Origin of the sequence: Georhizobium profundi (genome assembly GCF_003952725.1) — a bacterium.
Taxonomy (GTDB): Bacteria; Pseudomonadota; Alphaproteobacteria; order Rhizobiales; family Rhizobiaceae; genus Georhizobium; species Georhizobium profundi.
In genome coordinates, this window is record NZ_CP032509.1 from 1,651,345 (window position 1) to 1,671,906 (window position 20,562).

The 20,562-nt window shown below is 61.9% G+C and carries 19 protein-coding genes; 7 read left to right on the plus strand and 12 right to left on the minus strand.

Features of this window, described 5'->3' with window-relative positions; genetic code table 11:
* The first annotated feature begins 130 nt into the window (after positions 1-130).
* Positions 131-1,282, plus strand: coding sequence for a GGDEF domain-containing protein (locus D5400_RS07685; protein ID WP_126009198.1), 1,152 nt, complete (start codon positions 131-133; stop codon positions 1,280-1,282).
* Between the two features lie 18 nt (positions 1,283-1,300).
* On the opposite strand, the gene D5400_RS07690 is transcribed toward D5400_RS07685, so the two are convergent.
* From D5400_RS07690 to D5400_RS07700, 3 genes are all read right to left on the minus strand, one after another.
* Positions 1,301-2,635: an ATP-binding protein gene (locus tag D5400_RS07690; protein WP_425364917.1), complete on the minus strand. Its 1,335-nt coding sequence runs from the start codon at positions 2,633-2,635 to the stop codon at positions 1,301-1,303.
* Between the two features lie 120 nt (positions 2,636-2,755).
* On the minus strand, positions 2,756-3,466 hold the full coding sequence (locus D5400_RS07695; RefSeq protein WP_126009203.1) for a response regulator: 711 nt from the start codon (positions 3,464-3,466) through the stop codon (positions 2,756-2,758).
* Positions 3,467-3,523: 57 nt separating this feature from the next.
* The gene (locus tag D5400_RS07700; protein WP_126009205.1) at positions 3,524-4,006 is read right to left on the minus strand and encodes a MarR family winged helix-turn-helix transcriptional regulator; all 483 of its coding nucleotides are present in this window, start codon (positions 4,004-4,006) and stop codon (positions 3,524-3,526) included.
* Between the two features lie 184 nt (positions 4,007-4,190).
* Between D5400_RS07700 and D5400_RS07705 the strand changes: the two genes are divergently transcribed.
* The 3 genes from D5400_RS07705 (at position 4,191) to D5400_RS07715 (ending at position 6,977) form a co-directional block, all read left to right on the plus strand.
* Positions 4,191-5,081, plus strand: a complete 891-nt coding sequence (locus D5400_RS07705; RefSeq protein WP_126009207.1) for a branched-chain amino acid aminotransferase — start codon at positions 4,191-4,193, stop codon at positions 5,079-5,081.
* Between the two features lie 130 nt (positions 5,082-5,211).
* Entirely contained in the window at positions 5,212-6,225 is a 1,014-nt protein-coding gene (locus tag D5400_RS07710) for a coiled-coil domain-containing protein (RefSeq protein WP_126009209.1), read from the plus strand.
* A 104-nt stretch (positions 6,226-6,329) separates the two neighbouring features.
* Positions 6,330-6,977, plus strand: a complete 648-nt coding sequence (locus D5400_RS07715; RefSeq protein WP_126009211.1) for an MBL fold metallo-hydrolase — start codon at positions 6,330-6,332, stop codon at positions 6,975-6,977.
* Between the two features lie 64 nt (positions 6,978-7,041).
* Here the strand turns inward: D5400_RS07715 and D5400_RS07720 are convergent, their stop codons facing one another.
* The 3 genes from D5400_RS07720 to D5400_RS07730 form a co-directional block, all read right to left on the minus strand.
* Positions 7,042-7,515: a BA14K family protein gene (locus D5400_RS07720; RefSeq protein WP_126009213.1), complete on the minus strand. Its 474-nt coding sequence runs from the start codon at positions 7,513-7,515 to the stop codon at positions 7,042-7,044.
* Between the two features lie 213 nt (positions 7,516-7,728).
* Complete coding sequence (locus D5400_RS07725) at positions 7,729-7,944, minus strand: cold-shock protein (protein WP_126009215.1); 216 nt, start codon at positions 7,942-7,944, stop codon at positions 7,729-7,731.
* 282 nt (positions 7,945-8,226) lie between these two features.
* Complete coding sequence (locus D5400_RS07730) at positions 8,227-9,120, minus strand: DMT family transporter (protein WP_126009217.1); 894 nt, start codon at positions 9,118-9,120, stop codon at positions 8,227-8,229.
* Between the two features lie 134 nt (positions 9,121-9,254).
* Here D5400_RS07730 and D5400_RS07735 point away from each other — a divergent pair, with 134 nt between their 5' ends.
* Positions 9,255-10,316, plus strand: a complete 1,062-nt coding sequence (locus D5400_RS07735) for a DUF1176 domain-containing protein (protein WP_126009219.1) — start codon at positions 9,255-9,257, stop codon at positions 10,314-10,316.
* Between the two features lie 7 nt (positions 10,317-10,323).
* Here D5400_RS07735 and D5400_RS07740 read toward each other — a convergent pair whose 3' ends face one another.
* Positions 10,324-10,812: a DUF1499 domain-containing protein gene (locus D5400_RS07740; RefSeq protein WP_126009221.1), complete on the minus strand. Its 489-nt coding sequence runs from the start codon at positions 10,810-10,812 to the stop codon at positions 10,324-10,326.
* A gap of 55 nt (positions 10,813-10,867) precedes the next feature.
* Entirely contained in the window at positions 10,868-11,815 is a 948-nt protein-coding gene (locus D5400_RS07745) for an EAL domain-containing protein (protein WP_126009223.1), read from the minus strand.
* A gap of 200 nt (positions 11,816-12,015) precedes the next feature.
* Between D5400_RS07745 and D5400_RS07750 the strand changes: the two genes are divergently transcribed.
* Complete coding sequence (locus D5400_RS07750) at positions 12,016-13,218, plus strand: pyridoxal phosphate-dependent aminotransferase (RefSeq protein WP_126009225.1); 1,203 nt, start codon at positions 12,016-12,018, stop codon at positions 13,216-13,218.
* A gap of 319 nt (positions 13,219-13,537) precedes the next feature.
* Here the strand turns inward: D5400_RS07750 and D5400_RS07755 are convergent, their stop codons facing one another.
* The gene (locus D5400_RS07755) at positions 13,538-14,440 is read right to left on the minus strand and encodes a LysR family transcriptional regulator (protein WP_126009227.1); all 903 of its coding nucleotides are present in this window, start codon (positions 14,438-14,440) and stop codon (positions 13,538-13,540) included.
* A 31-nt stretch (positions 14,441-14,471) separates the two neighbouring features.
* Positions 14,472-15,446, minus strand: a complete 975-nt coding sequence (gene trxB, locus D5400_RS07760) for a thioredoxin-disulfide reductase (RefSeq protein WP_126009229.1) — start codon at positions 15,444-15,446, stop codon at positions 14,472-14,474.
* Between the two features lie 219 nt (positions 15,447-15,665).
* Between trxB and D5400_RS07765 the strand changes: the two genes are divergently transcribed.
* Positions 15,666-16,136 carry an Lrp/AsnC family transcriptional regulator gene (locus tag D5400_RS07765; protein ID WP_126009231.1) on the plus strand — a complete coding sequence of 157 codons (471 nt, stop codon included), beginning with the start codon at positions 15,666-15,668 and terminating at the stop codon, positions 16,134-16,136.
* A gap of 108 nt (positions 16,137-16,244) precedes the next feature.
* On the opposite strand, the gene greA is transcribed toward D5400_RS07765, so the two are convergent.
* Both greA and carB read right to left on the minus strand, forming a co-directional pair.
* Positions 16,245-16,721 (minus strand): transcription elongation factor GreA, encoded by a 477-nt coding sequence (gene greA / locus D5400_RS07770; RefSeq protein ID WP_126009233.1) that lies wholly within the window; start codon positions 16,719-16,721, stop codon positions 16,245-16,247.
* 207 nt (positions 16,722-16,928) lie between these two features.
* Positions 16,929-20,429, minus strand: a complete 3,501-nt coding sequence (gene carB / locus D5400_RS07775; RefSeq protein WP_126009235.1) for a carbamoyl-phosphate synthase large subunit — start codon at positions 20,427-20,429, stop codon at positions 16,929-16,931.
* Positions 20,430-20,562 lie beyond the last annotated feature (133 nt).

Genomic DNA, 20,562 nt, shown 5'->3' on the forward strand with positions numbered 1-20,562 from the left:
ACCTCTGCCTTAACCTTTTCGCCACCACGCAGCTCAAATCTCGGCAACATCCGGAGAGTGTCCATTTCGGTTGACGTCGTCTTAGGGTTTCATCCTCAAAGGTGACGCCGTCAACGGGCAGGGCGTGGGTATGGGTTTCGATCAAGTGTCACTTCTTGCAGCGATCGGTTTTTCCGGCGCTGCATTGTGTCTCACCCTGCTGGGCGCCTGGATGGGGTCGCGCGCCGATCTCTTCCTGCTGAATTGGTCGGGCGGATTGGCAGCCATCGTGGTGGGCGTGATCCTGTTTGCGATGCTCGACGAAAGCTACAATGAACCCCTGCAGTGGGCCTCGTTCATGGCCTTTCTCTCGGGGTTCGGGTTGATCTATGGCGGGTCGATGCAGTTTCGAACCGGGCGCGCCAACTGGCGTCTGGTCGGGTTTGCCGTCTTCGCGGGTGTCGCACCAACCACCGTCGCCTTTCTTCTCGGTTACTCCGGCATCGGGACGATCGTCGGTAACGTGATGATCGGCGTGATCCTGCTTTTGATCGCAAGAGAATACTGGACCGGCCGTAAGGAAGTGCCGCTCGCCATGACGACCGGCGCCATGCTTTACGTCGCCACTGCGATCTCGTTCTTCCTCTGCGGCTTCGTCCTTGTTGCGGAGGAGCGGTGGGTCCTGACCGAGCGGCCTTCCAACTGGGCTGAAGACCTGAATTCGATCGTTGCTATCATCGGCCTCACCGGCATCGGCGCGCTATCGCTCGGCGTCAACCAGTCGCGTATCGCGCGCTATCATCATCTTCAGGCACAGACCGACCCGCTGACCGGCCTTTTGAACCGGCGCGGGCTGGCGGAGCGCTATGGCGCTGTCACGCAAAATGCCCGCTCGGCCGTCATCGTCTTCGACCTCGATCGCTTCAAGGCGATCAATGATCTCTACGGCCACGGGGTGGGCGATGTCGTGCTGTCGCGATTTGCAGGCGTGATGAGGGCGAATATCCGTTCGACAGACATTGCGGCCCGGTTCGGGGGCGAGGAGTTCTGCGTGATTCTCCAGGATGCCGACCAGCGGACGGCGGTCGCAATCGCGGAGCGCATCCGGCACGAATTGGCGGCGCAACTTTTCGCCGCCGAGGGTCGCAGCATCGCTGCCACCGTGAGCGCCGGCGTTACGGTGAGCTCGGAGCGCGGCCAGCCGATAGATGCGCTGATCGCCGTTGCCGATGACGCGCTCTACCGGGCCAAGACCGAGGGGCGCAACCGCGTCCGAAGCGGTCCGTATCCTCGAGCTGCCTGACGGTTCAGGTCGCGTCTGTCACGCCGGGACGCGGATGATTGCGCGCAGGCCGCCGATGGGGCTGTCGTCCAGCATCACGTCGCCGCCATGGCTGCGTGCGATGTCGCGGGCGATGGCGAGGCCGAGCCCGGTGCCGCTCTCGTTGAGATTTCGCGCTTCATCCAGCCGGAAAAACGGCTTGAAGACATCCTCGCGCGCCTTCAGCGGAATACCGGGGCCGTCGTCATCGACCGTGATCGTCAGCCATCGCGGCCCGTGGACCGCTGTGAGGCGCACATTGTCGGCATATCGAAACGCGTTCGACGTGAGGTTGTGGACGAGCCGCGAGAAGGCGTTCGGCCGGACGTTGACCAGCGGATCTCCCTCGATCGAGATCATGATGCCGGATTCGAGCAGTGCCGCCTCGTCGCGGATACGGCCGAACAGGGTTTCGATGTTCAGCGTGCCGATGTCTTCCTCCGCTTCCCCCTTGGCGAAGGAGAGATAGCCTTCCAGCATCAACTGCATGTCCTCGACATCCTGGTTGAGGCTTTTGACCTCCGGGCCATCGCCCAGGAAGGCCAGTTGCAGCTTGAAGCGCGTGAGGATGGTGCGCAGATCGTGGCTGACGCCCGATAGCATCGCCGTGCGCTGCTCGATCTGTCGCTCGATGCGCTCGCGCATCTGGATGAAGGCCTGGCCCGCGCGTCTCACCTCGTCGGCACCGCGCGGCTGGAAACCGGACAGCTTCTGGCCCTTGCCGAAATGCTCAGCCGCTTCCGCAAGCTTCAGGATCGGCCGGATCTGGCCGCGCAGAAACAGAATGGCGATGGCGAGCAGAACGAGCGACGTGATCACCATCCAGAGCAGGAAGATATGGGTGTTGGACGCATAGGCCTGGCTGCGTCGCGCGAAGATCCTGAGGATCGAATTGTCCATCTGGATGCGGACTTCGACGAGATCGGAATTGCCAACGGTGTCGATCCAGAAGGGACGGCGCACCTGGCGCGACAGTTCCTGAGACAGGATGCGATCGAGGATCGAAAAGAACGGCTTCGGCCGGGGTGGGGGCAGGTCTCCCGGCGGCTCGATGGCGATGTTGAGCGCCAGGCGCTCACGCGCGATGCGAATGATCTCGGCGTGGTCCGCTGTCTGCGGATAGGTCTCGATGACGTCGATGATCGCCGCGATGTCGCGCGTCACCGCCGTCGAGAGACGTTGCGTCACGGTCTGCCAGTGCCGCTCCATGAAGTTGAAGGCGATCACCGACTGCAGGATCACCATCGGCAGGATGATGATCAGGAGAGCGCGTGCGTAGAGACCGCGTGGCACGCGCCGCTTGAGCCAGCGCGTCACGCGGCGCAAGCCGCTCACGGGGCGGCGGTCCTCCAGCGCACTCACGGACAAGGCGTGCTGGCTCAGGCCCGCCTGCGACGGTGCCTGTGCCGCATCGGTCGGCTGTCTCTCGTGCCGACCCATCGGCCAAGCCTCCGTCTATTCCACGCTCAGGCGATAGCCGATGCCTCTGACGGTCTGCAGCCAGATGGGGTTTGCAGGATCGGTCTCGATCTTGCGGCGAAGGCGATTGATCTGCACGTCGATCGTGCGTTCGCCAACCTCGGCGTCGGAGCCGACGAGTTCATGGCGTGGGATCGTTTCACCGGCGCGTTCGGCGAACTGCGTCATGATCTCCTGCTCGCGGTCGGTGAGGCGGATCGGCTCGCCGGCACGTTTCAACTCGCGCTTGGTGATCACGAAGGTGTAAGGGCCGAAGACCACCTGTTCGATCTTGGGCGTTGCCGGCTGTGCGCCGCGCTTCAGGATGTTGCTGACCCTCAGTGCCAGTTCGCGCGGCTCGAACGGCTTCGGCAGATAGTCGTCCGCACCGGCTTCGAGGCCTTCGATCCGGTTGTCGGCTTCCGTCAACGCCGTCAGCATGAGGATCGGCACGTCCTTTACGGCCCGCAGGCTGCGCGTGAGATCGACGCCGGATTCACCGGGCATCATCACGTCGAGGATGAGCAGATCGAAATCGATGCCCTCGAGCTTGCGGCGCGCTTCCGCAGCGTCGGCTGCGGTCGTGACGCGGAAGCCGCGTTCGGAGAGATAGCGCTTGAGGAGATCGCGGATGCGGGTGTCGTCATCCACGACGAGCAGATGGGCAGCATCGTCGGAAATCGGTTCAGGCGATGGATTTTGTGTCACGCAGTACCTCTCACATCCTCTGCGCGCCGGGCGGCGGCAAAGGTCCACCGCCGGTCGCTACTTGCCCCCATCCAGCATGCCGCGCAGGAAACTCACGACCGTTTCGCGGCTCCCGGCGGGCAGATCGCGCAATGCCTTCGCGATACGGCGAGACTGTGGCTTTGCCAGATCGAGTGCGAGTTTGCGCCCTTTTTCGGTCGTATACAACTTCCGCTGCCGCCTGTCTTCAGCGCCCATGACTTGATGGATGTGGCCTGAATCGACCAACTGCTTCAGCACGCGTGCGAGGCTCTGCTTCGTGATGCGCAGCGTGTCGAGGAGATCGGCAACAGTCAGCCCTGGTTGACGGTCGACAAAGTGGAGCACACGGTGGTGCGCCCGCCCAAACTCGATGCGCTGGAGGATCTGGTCAGGGTCCGACGTGAAGTCTCGATAGGCGAAAAACAGAAGCTCGATAAGTTCCGTATCGATGGATGCGAGATCGGATGCCTGGCTTTTGCCTGCCTCGGCGGCTTGCGGTTTTGTTGCGCCTGGTGCCATCGTCGCGTTCGATCCTTTCAGATATGTCAGGCATATTGACATATTTTTACCGGATTGCTAGCTTTTCGTTCTGCCTCACACTGCACCGGCCGGGTTCGACGCGCAGCCGGGTTCATGCAGATGGGCGTCCACAACTAGAGCCGCAACCGATCCACAAGAGCTCCGGCGCGGCGGAGGAAACACGATGGCTTCCGTTCCTTTCGATCAACTCGATGGTCACATCTGGTTCAATGGCGAATTCGTGCCTTGGAAGGACGCGAAGATTCACGTGCTGACGCATGGCCTCCACTATGCTTCGTCGGTGTTCGAGGGCGAGCGGGCCTATGGCGGGCGCATCTTCAAGCTGACCGAACACACCGAACGCCTGATCAAGTCCGGCGAGATCCTCGGTTTCGACATTCCCTACAGCGTTGCCGAGATCGATGATGCCTGCATCAAGCTTCTCGAAATGCAGGGCTTCCAGGACGCCTATGTGCGCCCGATCGCCTGGCGCGGTTCGGAAATGATGGGCGTTTCGGCCCAGGCCAACCGGATCAATGTCGCGATCGCCATCTGGCAGTGGCCGAGCTACTTCAAGCCGGAAGAGAAGCTGAAGGGCATCCGCCTCGACATGGCGGAGTACCGCCGGCCTGATCCGCGCACGGCTCCCTCCAAGTCGAAGGCTGCCGGCCTTTACATGATCTGCACCCTGTCGAAGCACGCAGCCGAGAAGAAGGGCTACGCCGACGCCCTGATGCTCGACTGGCGCGGCCAAGTCGCCGAGGCGACGGGCGCCAACGTGTTCTTCGTCAAGGATGGCGTCATCCACACGCCGACGCCCGACTGCTTCCTCGACGGCATCACGCGCCGCACGGTCATCGATCTGGCCAAGCGCCGCGGCTACGAAGTGGTAGAGCGGGCGATCATGCCGGAAGAGCTGGAAGGCTTCGAGCAGTGCTTCTTGACTGGCACGGCGGCGGAAGTGACGCCGGTTTCCGAAATCGGGCCCTACAGCTTTACCGTCGGTGAAATCGCGACCAATCTCGTCAACGACTACGCTGCCGAAGTGCAGCCGAAACGTCTCGCCGCCGAATAGGGCAGCTCGAATATTGTGCCATTACGCCGGATCACGGGACGTGGTCCGGCGGAACATTTTCTGAGTGATCTTCGTTTTTGGGAGTGATGCTGCGCCCTCGGCGCCGCTTTCTCTATCATGGAAAACTCAGATGATTGATCGACACGGTGTTGTAACCCCCGTCGCTTCGTGGGGCAGCATTTTCGGCGGCACAGTAACTGTGATTGCCGTTTCCATTCTCCTTTCCCTTCTGGGCGCCGGTCTTGGCTTTGGCGCCGTAGATCCCCAGTCGAACGATCCGCTCGGCGGCATTGGTGTCGGGTTCGGGATCTGGTCCGTTCTGTCGCTCTTCATCAGCCTTGCCGCCGGCGGTTTCGTTGCAGGTTACCTCTCGCTGCAGGCTGGCTGGGTCCACGGTCTTCTGTCCTGGGCGACGGCCCTGATCGCCGCTGTCGTTCTTTCGGCATTCGCCATCAGCGGTGCGGCGCAGCTCGCAGGCTCGGCGATCGGCTCGGTCGCCTCGCTGACCGGCTCGGCCATTTCCACCACGGCTGGCCTCAGCGGTGATGCGATTTCCGCCGTCGTTACCAATTTCGACGAAGACCAATTCGCCGATGTGGACGCGGAAGGTGCGGCCGCCGACATTCGTGAGCTTCTCCAGGACACCGACATCGAGGCACTTCAGCCGGAAGCGATCGGTGAAGAGCTCGAGGGCGCGCGGGCCGACGTTGCCGACGCTTTCGAAGCGCTTCGCAGCAATCCCACCGAGTATGCAGCGGTTCTCGAAAACCTCGGCACCGACCTGCAGACGCGTCTCGAAGGATTCGGCGAAGAGATCGACCGCAATGCGATCGTTGCTTCGCTGACTGAAAACACCGACATGACCCAGCAGGAGGCCGAGCAGGCGACCGACCAGGCGATTGCCCGTTACGAAGAGTTCTCGACGTCCGTGCGCGAACAGGTCGATGCCGCTATCCAGTCGGTCCAGGGTCTCGGCACAGAGATCGAGCAGCTTGAAGCGCAGGCGCGCGAGCAGGCCGCTCAGGCCGCCGATGCGATTTCCAGCGCGTCGCTCTGGGCGTTTCTGGCCTGCCTCATCGGCGCCGGGATTTCGGCCGTTGCCGGCTTCGGCGGTGCGCGAACGCGTGAGCTGATGGAACTCTAAGCACACGTTTTTCGAGATTGCGATCTATGGGCCGTCTCTCAGAGGCGGCCCTTTTCACATGGAGCGCGAGGTGCTAGCCCGCGTCAACAACAAGGGTTTCGCTTATGGGACAACTTCAGGCAGGCATCATCTCGGTCACGGCATTTCAGCAGAATTGCACGATCCTCTTCGACAGCGAGACCAAGCGCGGTGTCGTTGTCGACCCGGGTGGTGAGGTGGACAAGATCCAGGAAGTGATCGCGCAGAACGGTCTTGTGATCGAGGCGATCTGGCTGACGCACGGACATATCGACCACGCGGGCGGTGCCATGGAGCTCAAAGAAGCACTCGGCATCGACATCATCGGTCCCCACAAAGACGATGCCTTTCTGCTCGAGGGTCTGGAAGAGCAGGGCCGCCGGTTTGGCGTCGACGATCCGGTGCGCAATTGCACACCCGATCGCTGGCTCGAAGATGGCGAGAGCGTGAGCGCCGGCGGTCATGTCTTCACCGTGCGCCATTGTCCGGGGCACGCGCCTGGCCACGTCATCTTCGTCAATGACGAAGCGAAGATCGCTCATGTCGGCGACGTTCTGTTTCGCGGCTCGATCGGCAGGACGGATCTGCCGGGCGGCGACCATGAAACCCTCCTTCGATCGATCAAGGACAAGGTGCTGCCGCTCGGCGACGATTTCGGCTTTCTGTGCGGCCATGGGCCCGGCGGTCGCATTGGCGAGGAACGCCTGACCAATCCCTATCTGAAGGGTCTTTGACCCACAAAAACGAAAAGGCCGGTTCTCGCGAACCGGCCTTTTCGTTGAGGCGTTCGATCGATCGTTAGTTGGCCACGCAGAAGCGCTCCTGACCATCATAGCCCACGAACGTGCCTGAGGAGGGGTCGAAGGACCGGTAACGGCGAGAGCAATAGTCGTACCAGGCCGGGCTCCAGGGCTGATAACCCTGGCTGACGACTGGCCGGTAAACCGGGGCAGGGTGATAGGCCGGCGCCGGGTGATAGACGGGCGCAGGCCGGAAGGCCGGTTGATAGCTCGGTGCCGGCGGGTAGTAGGTCGGCTGCGGCGGGTAATAGGTCGGCGCCGGATCGATATAGACGCGGCGGTTGTTGTTGCTGTCGGCAATCGCCCCGCCGATGATGGCGCCGGCGGCGAGACCCAGCACACCGAGCGCAACGGCATCGCCGCGATCACGGTTGTGCCAATGACGATGGCCTGCTTCAGCCGGAGCCAGCGTGGTGAAGAGGGTCGCCGCTGCGGCGACACCAAAAACAAGCATCTGCGACAATTTCTTCATGGTCTTGATCCCCAAGGAGCCTCGCTCCTGAACAGAACCCCGCAGCCTTTGGAAGCGCTGGGCATGATGAGAATTTATCGGGTGCTGCCTGAACGCTGGCTGAACGAATTTCGTGAGCTTTCCGCCGCACGATTTTTATGAGCGGAGAGATGCCCGGCCACGCATGGCCGGGAGCTTTTCATGTCCGCAAGCACTTGGCCTCGAGCTGTCTGATCAGCCGTCTACGGCGAGGTTCACCGCTTTCGGCCCTTTCCCGTGTCGATCGGGCTCGGTGTCGAACTTGACCTTCTGGTTCTCGGCCAATCCCGACAAGCCGGAGGCCTGCACGGCGGAGATATGGACAAAGATGTCGGCGCCGCCCCTGTCGGGTTTGATGAAGCCGAAGCCTTTTTCGGAATTGAAGAATTTGACTGTACCGGTCTCGGGCATTCTACGCAGTCCCTTTTTCCGCCGCCCGCTGGGTGGCGCGCGGCCATGCTTGAACGACCCCACTGCATGCATGGGGCATGCCTCGGTCTCGATCGGTCATGAGAGGAAAAGTGTTCGTGTTGTTGCGGCTGCCAATGCTTTCGAAAAGCAAGGTCAAGTCTTTCCGCCCGGAGGATTCTTGCGTCTCCGGAACGCATCTTTCCTTCGTTCGCGACGGGTCCGAACAATGGGAAGACTGATTGAACTCATTGAAATTCGCAAGTGAAAGTTTCTTGCGGAATATCAACTGGAGGCGGCAGCGTTTCGAGCCTGACGCGCAGGCAGGACTTCGATGAGCAGGATGGCGACGAAGATGAGGAGGCCACCAAGATAGCCGAGGCTGCCGATGGTTTCGCCGAGCAGCACGGCGCCGAAAAGGGCGGCAAAAAGCACTTCGGTCGACAGCAGGATGGCGGCAGTGGCGGGCGAGGCGTATCGCTGGCCGATGGCCTGCAGGGTAAAGGCAAGGCCGCTCGCGATGGCGCCTGCATATAGAATCTCGGGCAATGCTGCCTGGATCGCTCTCCACTCGATGGGTTCGAAGACAAGCGCTGCGGCAAGACCAAGCAGGGTGCAGACGCTGAACTGCACGAAGGCCAGCGCAACAGGTCGGCCGGTCATCGATGCCTGCCGGCCGACGAGGATCACCTGCATGGCCCAGAAGACTGCGGCGAGAATGGTGAAGAGGTCGCCCGGCCGGAGCGAGGTGAGCGCACCATCGGAGAGGAGCACGAGGCCGGCAAAGGCGAGGATCGCGCCCGGCCACACGACGGGATGCGGCGGCCGCCTCAGGATCACCGTCATGAGAATGGGAACGAAGACCACGTAAAGGCCGGTCAGAAATCCGGAATTGGTGACGGTCGTGGTCACCAGTCCGATCTGCTGGAAGACGATGCCGCCAAAAAGAGCGAGGCCGGCAAGCACGAAGCCCGGGCTGAAGGCGATGACGGGGCCGTCTGCCGCCCTTCGACCTTCGGCGATCGCGAAGGGAAGCGTCACCAGCATGGCGATGGCGGAACGCAGGGCGACGAACAGCAGCGGACCGATCGCGTCCATCGCGGTCGACTGCGCCACGAAGCCCATGCCCCAAATGGCGCCGGCGGTCAGCAGGATGGAATTGGCAAGCAGACGGGACATCAAAAGCCAGCGGGAAGGAGAGGGGCAGGACGACGACAGGAGTCGGATTGCTATCGCCCGCACTTGCGCTAACAGTTGGTGAAAGCCGCTGCAAGACGCGCGGCATTATCGTCGCCACGCCGAGGATCTGCTGGATGAAAAAGGCCCACTTACAGCACCTTTCGCTCGCCGCAGTCGGGCTTTTCATCCTTACGGAGGCTGCAGTCGCCTCCGGATATCGCGAGTTTCGCGACTGGCAGGTGAACTGCTCCTCTGCGCTCACCTGCCGGCTGACGCCGACCCTGCCGGATGACGCGCCGTTCTATGCGTTCACGTTCAGCCGCAGCAACGCGCCGGATGCCCCGGTGGAACTCACCGTCGGCTTTCGGGAGACGCTTCCGGACGCAAGCGCCCGCATGGACATCGAGATCACGGACGGCCCGGCCCTCTCGCTCGAATTTGCCGAGGCGGAGCAGCGCGAGGATTATTCCGAGCTTCACTTTGAAGACGATGCCGTTCTGCGCAGCCTGATCGAGGCCATGAAGAACGGTACCGAGATGACTGTTTCTATTTCGTCCGACGATCCATCGGCGATCACCGAAGTGTCGCTTTCGGGCGTCACCGCGTCGCTGCTCTTCATCGACGAAAGTCAGGACCGCCTGGAGCGCACAGATGCGCTGCAGGCCATCGGCGATCGCGAGCCGCCGGCCTCGTCTCCGATCAGTGCGATCACCTCGTTCGACGAACTGCCGGCCCATATCGCCGCGGATTTCACCGACGACACGGGCTATTGCGGCGGCCTCGATGACGACCGCTTCGCCGCGATGGAAGGCGTGCTCGTGGATCGCGGCGATGAGGGCGTGATGCTGCTTTTGCCCTGCGGTCTCGGCGGCGCCTACAATTTCCCCTATGCGGTCTATATCGGCGGTGAACTAGCCACCTTGCGCGCACGGGATTTTCCGGTGATGGGCGAGGATGGCCCGCAATCGGAGCCCTTCGCCTACAACATCGATTTCGATCAGACGACCGACCGGATCACATCCTTCTTCAAGGGCCGCGGCATCGGCGATTGTGGAACGCTGTCGGTCTGGTCCGTGGAGAACGACGGGTACGGCCCCTCGCTTACGCTTGTCGAACAGCGCGTGAAGGACGACTGCGACGGCGATTATGGCGACGGCCCAGAGTCCTGGCCGCTTGTCTGGCCGGCTGCGCAGTAGCGCCTGCTCACCTGACGCCGAAAAGCTCTTCCAGCCGCTTCCTGTTCGTGCCGAGATCCGATCGCCCCAGTTTCGAGCGGGAATAGGCGCGGATGGCGGGTGCGCCATCCGAATGTTCAGTGACTTCGATGTCCAGCGTGTCGGGGAAGCGCATCAACGGCGTGTAGATGACGAAGCGGGCATAGAGGGGATTGCTGCGATCATCGATCCGACGCACATGCGCTTCGATGGCTGCGAGCCGTTCGGCAAGCCGGGCAACGATCTCGGCCGGCGACCCGTCCGGCGTCGCGATCGTGATGTCGGGCGCAGTGCAGGCGCCCTCGGTGCACGCAAGGGCATCGTTGGGCGAACCGCTGCGCCGGCCTTGCGTGAAATCGTAGCGGCCGAGATCCGCCGGTCCGGTCATGCGTTCCCAGATGCGTTCGCGACCATAGACGATGGCCGCAAGAACGATGAGGCCGATGACGACGACGAGGATTACGAAGAACATCTTCATTCGATCGGAGCTTCAAGCTGAGCCGGCAAAACGGCAGCTTCAGGCCCTAGAGGATTCAGCGGCCACGCTTGCCGAAGGTCTTTCGGGCGAGGACCTGCCGCTGCGGGACGGGTGGCTGAGCGATGATCGACGGCGCTTCCGGTAGCACGGGAGCCGCTGCTGCCTCGTGAAGCCGCGGTGCCTCGGTTATTGATGAGGCGCCCGGTTGATCGGGGAAGAGATCGTTGAACTTGCCGAGGATCGTGTCCGGCTTCGCCAGCGCGTAGCCCTGCAGCAGATCCACCTTCAAGTCGATCGCGACATCTACATGCCATGGATGCTCCAGTCCCTCGAACAATGTCGCGATGCCGTTTGCCCGGAACCGCTGCACCGTGTCCCGCAGCAGGTCTACACCGGGTGCATGTTCCATATAGCGCAGCACCCAATCCCCGTCGAATTTCACGATGTCGGGCTTGAGCAGTTCGATGCGCGCGATGTCGGAATCTTCCGCGCCATAGTCGTCGACCGCGATGCGGAAACCGCATCCACGGAAATCGTCTACGACGGCGACGAGCGCGGCGCGATTGGCAGCCTTCTTTTCGGTGATCTCGCAGACGATCTGCCGCGGTACCAGGCCGATCTGCGAGGTGAGATCCAGGAGGCGCGCGACTTCCGTTGCGGTTGTGCGCGCATCGTTGAAGAGCCTCGGATCGAAGTTGAGGAACAACGTCGCCGTTGGTCGATCGAGCTGGCCCATGTTCAGAAGATGCAGTTGGCGACAGAGCGCATCGACAGGCCCGCCATCCTCCGGGGGCACGCTTGCGAAAAACCCGTAGGGCGAAACGCTATGGCCGCCCTTGGTCGGCCGGATCAGGCCTTCGAAGGCTTCCAGGCGGAGTTTGCCGTGCCCGATCTGGCGAAAAATCGGCTGGAATGCGGATTTGAGCGCAAAGGGACCATAGACGGCAGCGTACCAGCCATCTTGCTGCCGAACGATATTTTGCGAGAGCGCATGGTTCTGCATCGCCCCGTCTCTCTCCCAAGCGGCCGATCAGGCACTGTCGCAGCTTCCAACTGACATCTTCTTAACACAACCGGCCCACTCATCTCACCGGTGCGCTTGAAAGTCGCCGGCAGATTGGACATACCAGACCGGCATTTTCCTCGCCGGCGCGTGCGGCAATTCATTCGGCGCACCGGTGCAATCGAACCGGAGTTAAGAGCATGGCTTTTCTCGCCGACGCGCTCTCGCGCGTCAAACCATCGGCAACGATCGCTGTCAGCCAGAAGGCCCGCGAACTGAAAGCGCAGGGCCGGGACGTGATCGGGCTTGGCGCAGGTGAGCCAGACTTCGACACGCCGGACAACATCAAGAACGCAGCCATCGCTGCGATCAATCGCGGCGAGACGAAATATACGCCGGTTTCGGGTATCCCGGAACTGCGCAAGGCGATCGCCGACAAGTTCAAGCGTGAAAACGGTCTCGATTACGATCCGTCCCAGACGATCGTCGGCACCGGCGGCAAGCAGATCCTGTTCAATGCCTTCATGGCGACGATGAACCCCGGCGACGAAGTCGTGATCCCGGCTCCCTACTGGGTGAGCTACCCGGAAATGGTCGCGATCTGCGGCGGTACCCCGGTCTTCGTCGAAACGACCATAGACAACAGCTTCAAGCTGACACCGGAAGCGCTCGACAAGGCGATCACGCCGAAGACCAAGTGGCTGATCTTCAACTCACCTTCGAACCCCTCTGGCGCCGCTTACAGCGAGGCTGAGCTGAAGGCCCTGACGGACGTGCTTTTGAAGCACGAGCATGTCTGGGTGCTGACCGACGACATGTACGAGCATCTCGTCTACGGCGACTTCACCTTCACGACGCCGGTTCAGGTGGAACCGAAGCTCTACGACCGCACGCTGACGATGAACGGCGTCTCGAAGGCTTACGCGATGACGGGTTGGCGCATCGGTTATGCGGCCGGTCCGCTGCAGTTGATCAAGGCCATGGACATGATCCAGGGCCAGCAAACCTCAGGTGCCTGCTCGATCGCTCAATGGGCCGCTGTCGAAGCGCTCAACGGCACCCAGGACTTCATTCCGGAGAACAAGAAGATCTTCGAACGTCGCCGCGATCTCGTCGTGTCGATGCTGAACCAGGCCAAGGGCATCAACTGCCCGACGCCGGAAGGCGCGTTCTACGTCTATCCATCCTGCGCAGGCCTGATCGGAAAGACGTCGCCGAGCGGCAAGGTCATCGAAACGGACGAGGATTTCGTAAGCGAGCTTCTGGAAGCCGAAGGCGTGGCCGTCGTGCACGGCTCGGCATTCGGCCTCGGCCCGAACTTCCGCATTTCCTACGCGACTTCGGAAGAGCTTCTCGAAGAAGCCTGCAGCCGCATCCAGCGCTTCTGCGCCGCCTGCCGCTGAGGCAGCCTATCTGACGCTGAACAAAGCGCTGTTCCCGGCTTCGGGGCGGCGCTTTTTCATTGCGGGAGGGCATCCGGACAAAAAAAGAGGGCCACGGGAAGACCCGGGCCCTTTTAAGTTTGAAGGTCAAAACCTCCAGAGGGGAACAGCAAGATGCGATGACGTGGGAGGAAAGTAGTCACCGTGTGCATCTGCTGTAGGCGATATGATGCTTCGATAGGCAAACGGCAAGGTTCGGCCGCGCATTTCTGCCATGCGTCTCGCACATATCGCGTTGAAATTGAGCAGGGGAGGCTGCGCTCCGCTGCCGCAGGTTCTCCTAATAGTTCCAATTTCTGGCTTTTGAGATCAGGAAATCGCGAAAGGCCTTCAACTTTGCGGCGTTCTTTATTTCTTCCGGATAGCAGAAATAGGTGTCGAAGGAGGGGGCGTCAGCGGTCGTCTCCAGTTGCACGAGGCCGGAATCGCGGCCGACCATGTAGTCGGGCAACATGGCGATGCCGATGCCCATCTGCACCGCCCGCTTAACGGAAGTGAGATTGTTGATCTGCAGGTGCGGCACGCGGGGATTGTCGGCGGTTCGACCGGCGACCTCGAGCGAGTTGAGGCCGAGGAGATAGCCTGGTGCCGGCTCACCGAAGGTGATGATGCGGTGGCCGTCGAGATCCTGCGGCGATTTCGGCTCGCCGAAGCGGTTGATGTAGTTGGGCGACGCGTAGACATGCAGGTGCACGGTGAAAAGCTTGCGCTGGATGAGGTCCGGCTGTTGCGGCTGGCGCAGGCGGATCGCGCAATCGGCGTGGCGCATGTTCACGTCCAGCTCCTCATTGTCGAGGATCAGCTGGAGCTGCATTTCCGGGTAGAGTTCGAGGAACTCCTGAACCTTCTCGGTCAGCCAGCCCTGGCCGAGGCCGACCGTCGTCGTCACCCGCAGCTTGCCGCTCGGCTTGTTACTGGTCTCGGTCAGCCGGGCGCGGACCGTCTCCAGCTTGAGCAGCACGTCATGCGCCGTGTGGTAGAGCATCTCGCCCTGTTCGGTGAGGATCAAGCCGCGGGCGTGGCGGTGGAAGAGCTTGGTGCCGACTTCGTGCTCCAGCGCGCTGACCTGGCGGCTGATCGCGGACTGCGACAGATGCAGGGCGTCTGCCGCGTGGGTAAACGAACCCGCCTCGGCGGCTGCGTGAAAAATGCGCAGCTTGTCCCAGTCCAAAGGAGCTACCATGTGATCAGACCATCCCCTCAGGTCGTCTTGTTTATTCGGCGGCTTCCGCGATGTGGACGTAGCCGGCAAGATAACGTTCCACTTCGAGCGCTGCCATGCAGCCCATGCCCGCTGCGGTGACCGCCTGCCGGTAAACGTCGTCGGTCACGTCGCCGGCGGCGAAGATGCCCGGCACGTCGGTCGCCGTCGAATCCGGCGCGCTCCAGAGATAGCCGTTCGGCTTCATCCGGAGCTTGTCCTTGAACAGATCGACGGCCGGCGCATGGCCGATCGCGACGAAGACGCCATCGACGGCGAGGTCCTTGATCTCGCCCGTCTGCGTATCCTTGAGCCGCACACCCGTCACGGAAGGTGGCATCGGCGGCTTGGCCGGCGTTCCGGTGATCTCGTCGATCACGGCGTTCCAGACCACACTGACGTTGTCCTTGGCGAAGAGGCGGTCCTGAAGGATGCGTTCCGCACGAAGGCCCTCGCGCCGATGAATGAGCGTCACGGACTTCGCGAGATTGGAGAGGTAGAGCGCTTCTTCGACCGCGGTGTTGCCACCACCGACGACCGCGACATCCTTGCCGCGATAGAAGAAGCCGTCGCAGGTGGCGCAGGCGGAGACGCCGAAGCCCATGAAGTTCTGCTCGCTCTCGATGCCGAGCCATTTGGCCTTGGCGCCGGTGGCGATGATCAGGGCATCGGCGGTGAAGACCTGCCCACCATCCGTGCGCACGCGGAAGGGGCGGCGGTCAGTCTCGACCTCGACGACGAGGTCGTTGACGATTTCCGCGCCCACATTGATCGCCTGGTTGAGCATCTGCTCCATCATCCAGGGACCCTGAACGGGATCGGCATAGCCCGGATAATTCTCCACATCCGTGGTGATCATCAACTGACCGCCCTGTTCCATGCCGGCGATGACGATCGGCTTCAGCATGGCGCGGGCTGCGTAGATGGCGGCGGTGTATCCCGCGGGGCCGGAGCCGATGATCAGGACCGGCGTGTGACGCTCGCTCATGTCGGTAATGTCCTATTGGTCTTTGGCGACAGTCCATATCACCACTGTCGCTAATCTACGAATGGGGACGCCGCCGTTTCAAGGCGTACCCACGACTTTCTCACAAGAGGTATCTCGCATTTGCGGCGATTGTGCTACTTGGAGACACAAGAATCGCCCCGCAATAAAATTGCGTGAAACGGCGAAATGAACGCAATCTTATTGCCAGAGGCATCAGGAATGGTATTTCGCGCAGATCTCGACGCGATCGATATGAAAATCCTCCGCGAATTGCAGCGGGAAGGCCGGATCACCAATGTCGAACTGTCCGAACGCGTCGGTATCTCCGCTCCGCCCTGCCTGCGCCGGGTGCGCAAGCTGGAGGAAGCCGGCATCATCCGCGGCTACCGCGCGCTGATCAACGCACAGGCGCTCGGCTATGACTTGGTGGCCTTCACCATGGTCGGGTTGATCCATCAGTCGGACGGCAATCTGAAAGAATTCGCCGCCATGACCACGACGTGGCCAATCGTGCGGGCCGCGTGGATGGTTTCGGGCGAAAGCGACTTCCTGCTGCATTGTGTCGCAAAGGACCTGTCGAGCTTCCAGGATTTCGTCGTGGATACGCTGACGGCGGCACCGAACGTGGACACCGTTCGCACGATGCTGACCATTCGCCAGATCAAGGACGAAGGCGAAGTTGCCATCTGAGGTCTCGCGTCGAGCCTCTCGAGCATCGCAACCTCAAGACACAAGGAGCGCAGCGGTTTCCCGCCACGCCCCTGAACTATCGTCGTGCAATGGGCTGGAGCCTGTGGCTCAGCCCCAGTTGATCGCGAGGATCTCGTAGGCCTTGGAGCCGCCGGGCGCGTTGACTTCGATCGAGTCGCCGACGCTCTTTCCGATGAGGGCGCGCGAGATCGGCGAGGAGATCGAGATCCGGCCATCCTTCACATCGGCTTCCTGGTCGCCGACGATCTGGTAGGTCTTTTCTTCTTCGGTATCCTCGTCGACGATCTTGACGGTCGCGCCGAACTTCACCGTATCGCCGGACATCTTCGTCAGGTCGATGACTTCAGCGCGTGCTAGCAGGTCTTCGAGCTCGGTGATCCGGCCCTCATTGTGGCTCTGCGCTTCCTTGGCGGCATGGTATTCCGCGTTTTCGGAGAGATCCCCATGGGCGCGAGCCTCGGAGATCGCCTCGATGATGCGCGGGCGCTCTTCCTGTTGGCGCATGCGCAGCTCTTCCTGCAGCTTCTTGAAGCCGGAAGGCGTCATGGGCACTTTGTCGACCATTGTCGTATCCCTTTCCGTAGCGTCCCGATTCAAAGCACCATCGCCCGGTCCGTGTTCCGGGCCGCTGCAAGGTGCTCAATCGGGCAAAAAAGAAAACGGTTCTCGAGCAGTGATCTCGGAACCGTTCTCGCTGTCCATCGCGAGTGATTATCAAATAATGCCGGCGAATTCACCTGAAAAGATGCGATCGCATGGATCGCACTCTTCTTAAATGCTGAAATAACTCTGCAAAGGCCGCACTTCAAGATTTCCGGCCTTCAGTGCAGCGATTGCCTTCGCGGCTGCCACGGATCCGGCCATAGTCGTGAAGTACGGCACCTTCTGCATCAGCGCTGCACGGCGCAGCGATTTCGAATCAGACACGGCCTTGGCGCCATCCGTCGTGTTGATCACGAGCTGGATCTGGCGGTTGCGGATTGCGTCTTCGACATGCGGCCGGCCTTCAAGGACCTTGTTCACTCGCTCCACCGTGATGCCGTGCTCCTTGAGGAAGCTCGCCGTGCCGCTCGTCGCGATCACGCGGAAGCCGACCGAGACCAGCGTCTCGATGGCAGGAAGCACGCGCTCCTTGTCGTCGTCCTTGACCGAGACGAAGACGGCACCGTCTCGCGGCAGCTCAACACCGGCGCCGAGCTGCGCCTTGGCGAAAGCCAGCGTGAAGTCGCGGTCGAGGCCCATGACTTCACCGGTCGAGCGCATTTCCGGGCCGAGCAGCGTGTCCACGCCCGGGAAGCGGGCGAAGGGGAAGACGGCTTCCTTGACGGCGATATGGTCGAGCTTCTTCGGCTCGGCGGAGGCGCCGTAGGCAGCAAGCGCTTCCGACAGCGTTTCGCCGGCCATGATGCGCGCGGCGATCTTGGCGATCGGCGCGCCGATGGTCTTGGCGACGAAGGGCACCGTGCGCGAGGCGCGCGGATTGACCTCGAGCACGTAGATCGTGCCGTCCTTGACCGCATACTGGACGTTCATCAGGCCGCCGACATTCAGCGCCTTGGCCAGGGCCTCGGTCTGGGTCTTCAGCTGTGCAACGATGTCTTCCGGCAGCGAATAAACTGGGAGCGAGCAGGCGCTATCGCCGGAATGGATGCCGGCTTCCTCGATGTGCTCCATGATGCCGCAGACATAGACGTTCTGGCCATCGCACAGGCAGTCGACATCGACCTCGATCGCGTTCGTCAGATAGCTGTCGAAGAGCAGCGGATTCTTGCCGAGCAGCGTGTTGATCTGGCCGGTCTTGTCGTTGGGGTAGCGCGCCTTGATGTCTTCCGGCACCAGTTCCGGCACCGTGCCGAGCAGGTAGTTGGAGAGCGTCGTCTCGTCCCGAATGATCTGCATGGCGCGGCCGCCGAGCACGTAGGATGGGCGAACGACGAGCGGGAAGCCGATCTCCGCCGCGACGATGCGTGCCTGCTCGACGGAATAGGCGATGCCGTTCTTAGGCTGGGCGAGGTCCAGCTTGACCAGTAGCTTCTGGAAGCGGTCGCGGTCTTCGGCAAGGTCGATCATGTCCGGCGCGGTGCCGAGGATCGGGATGCCGGCTTTCTCAAGAGCTTCTGCAAGCTTCAGCGGCGTCTGGCCGCCGAACTGGACGATGACGCCGTGCAGCGTGCCCTTCGACTGCTCGATGCGCAGGATCTCCAGCACGTCCTCAGCCGTCAGCGGCTCGAAATAGAGCCGGTCGGACGTGTCGTAGTCGGTCGAGACCGTCTCCGGGTTGCAGTTGACCATGATGGCTTCATAGCCCGCATCGGCGAGCGCGAAGGCTGCGTGGCAGCAGCAATAGTCGAACTCAATGCCCTGGCCGATGCGGTTCGGCCCGCCGCCGAGGATCACGACCTTCTTGCGATCCGAGACGAAGGCTTCCGAGCGCAATTCGCCTGCAAAGGGTGTCTCGTAGGTCGAGTACATGTAGGCGGTCGGCGAAGCGAATTCGGCCGCGCAGGTGTCGATGCGCTTGAAGACCGGATGCACGTCGAGCGCTGTGCGCAGCTTGGCGACATCCTTTTCGCTCTGGCCGGTCAAGCCCGCAAGGCGGGCATCGGAAAAGCCCATGCTCTTCAGCATGCGCAGGTTCTCTGCATCCTGCGGCAGGCCTTGGGCGCGCACGCGCGCCTCCATGTCCACGATCGCCTTCAACTGCGCGAGGAACCAAGGATCGATCTTGCAGCTTGCGTAGATTTCCGCTTCGCTCATGCCGAGACGGAGCGCCTGCGCCACCATGCGCAGGCGATTGGGTGTCGGCGTGCCGAGTGCGGCCTTGATCGCATTGCGGTCGTCGGATCTGTCGCCATCGGTGCCAAGCCCTGGGATCTCGATCTCATCGAGGCCGGTCAGGCCGGTCTCCAGGCCACGCAGCGCCTTTTGTAGGCTCTCCGCAAATGTACGGCCGATCGCCATCACTTCGCCGACCGACTTCATTGCCGTCGTCAGGGTCGGTTCGGCGCCTGGGAATTTTTCAAAGGCAAACCGCGGGATCTTGGTGACGACGTAGTCGATCGACGGTTCAAACGAGGCAGGCGTCGCGCCGCCGGTGATGTCGTTGTCCAGTTCATCGAGCGTGTAGCCGACGGCGAGCTTGGCCGCGATCTTGGCGATCGGGAAGCCGGTCGCCTTGGAGGCAAGTGCGGACGAGCGTGACACACGCGGGTTCATTTCGATGACGACCAGGCGGCCATTGTCCGGATTGACGGCGAACTGCACATTCGAGCCGCCAGTCTCGACCCCGATCTCGCGCAGCACCGCGATCGAGGCGTTGCGCATGATCTGGTATTCCTTGTCCGTCAGCGTCAGAGCTGGCGCGACAGTAATGGAGTCGCCCGTGTGCACGCCCATCGGATCGATGTTTTCGATGGAGCAGACGATGATGCAGTTGTCGGCGTGATCGCGCACGACCTCCATCTCGTACTCTTTCCAGCCGAGCACGCTTTCCTCGATCAGCACTTCGGTGGTCGGGGAGGCATCGAGGCCGGAGGAGATGATGTCGAAGAATTCTGTGCGGTTATAGGCGATGCCGCCGCCGGTGCCGCCCATGGTGAAGGATGGGCGGATGATGGCCGGCAGGCCGATCGTGTCGAGCGCCTGCGCTGCGATTGCCATGGCGTGGCTCATGTAACGCTGCTTGCGGTCGCTCTCGCCAAGGTTCCACTGCGTTTCGAGATCGTCGAGCGCCTTGTCGAGCGCATCGCTCGAATGGTCGGCGCGAATCTTTGCCTTCAGTGCTTCGTGGGCCTTGCGGTCTTCTTCCTTGATGGCGGTGGCGTTGGCGAGCAGCGAGCGGGGCGTTTCAAGGCCGATCTTCGCCATCGCCTCGCGGAACAGCGCGCGATCCTCGGCCTTGTCGATTGCCTCGGGCTTGGCGCCGATCATCTCGACATTGTAGCGCTCCAGCGTGCCCATGCGCTTCAGCGACAGGGCTGTGTTCAGCGCCGTCTGACCGCCCATCGTGGGCAGCAGCGCATCGGGCCGTTCCTTGGCGATGATCTTGGCGACGACTTCCGGCGTGATCGGTTCGATATAGGTCGCGTCCGCAAGCTCCGGATCGGTCATGATCGTCGCCGGGTTGGAGTTGACCAGGATGACCCGGTAACCTTCCTCTTTCAAAGCCTTGACGGCCTGGGTGCCCGAATAGTCGAATTCGCAGGCCTGGCCGATGATGATGGGGCCGGCGCCGATGATCAGGATCGATTGGATATCGGTTCTTTTCGGCATGGGTCATCCATCTGTCAGGTCGGCACCGGGTATGGCATGGCCAAGATTGGCTCATGCGGCACCCGCGCTCGTCTATCGATTTTGTGGCTAGGCCGGCCTTATAGGGTAAAGGTTCTGAGAGGAAAACCCTGCA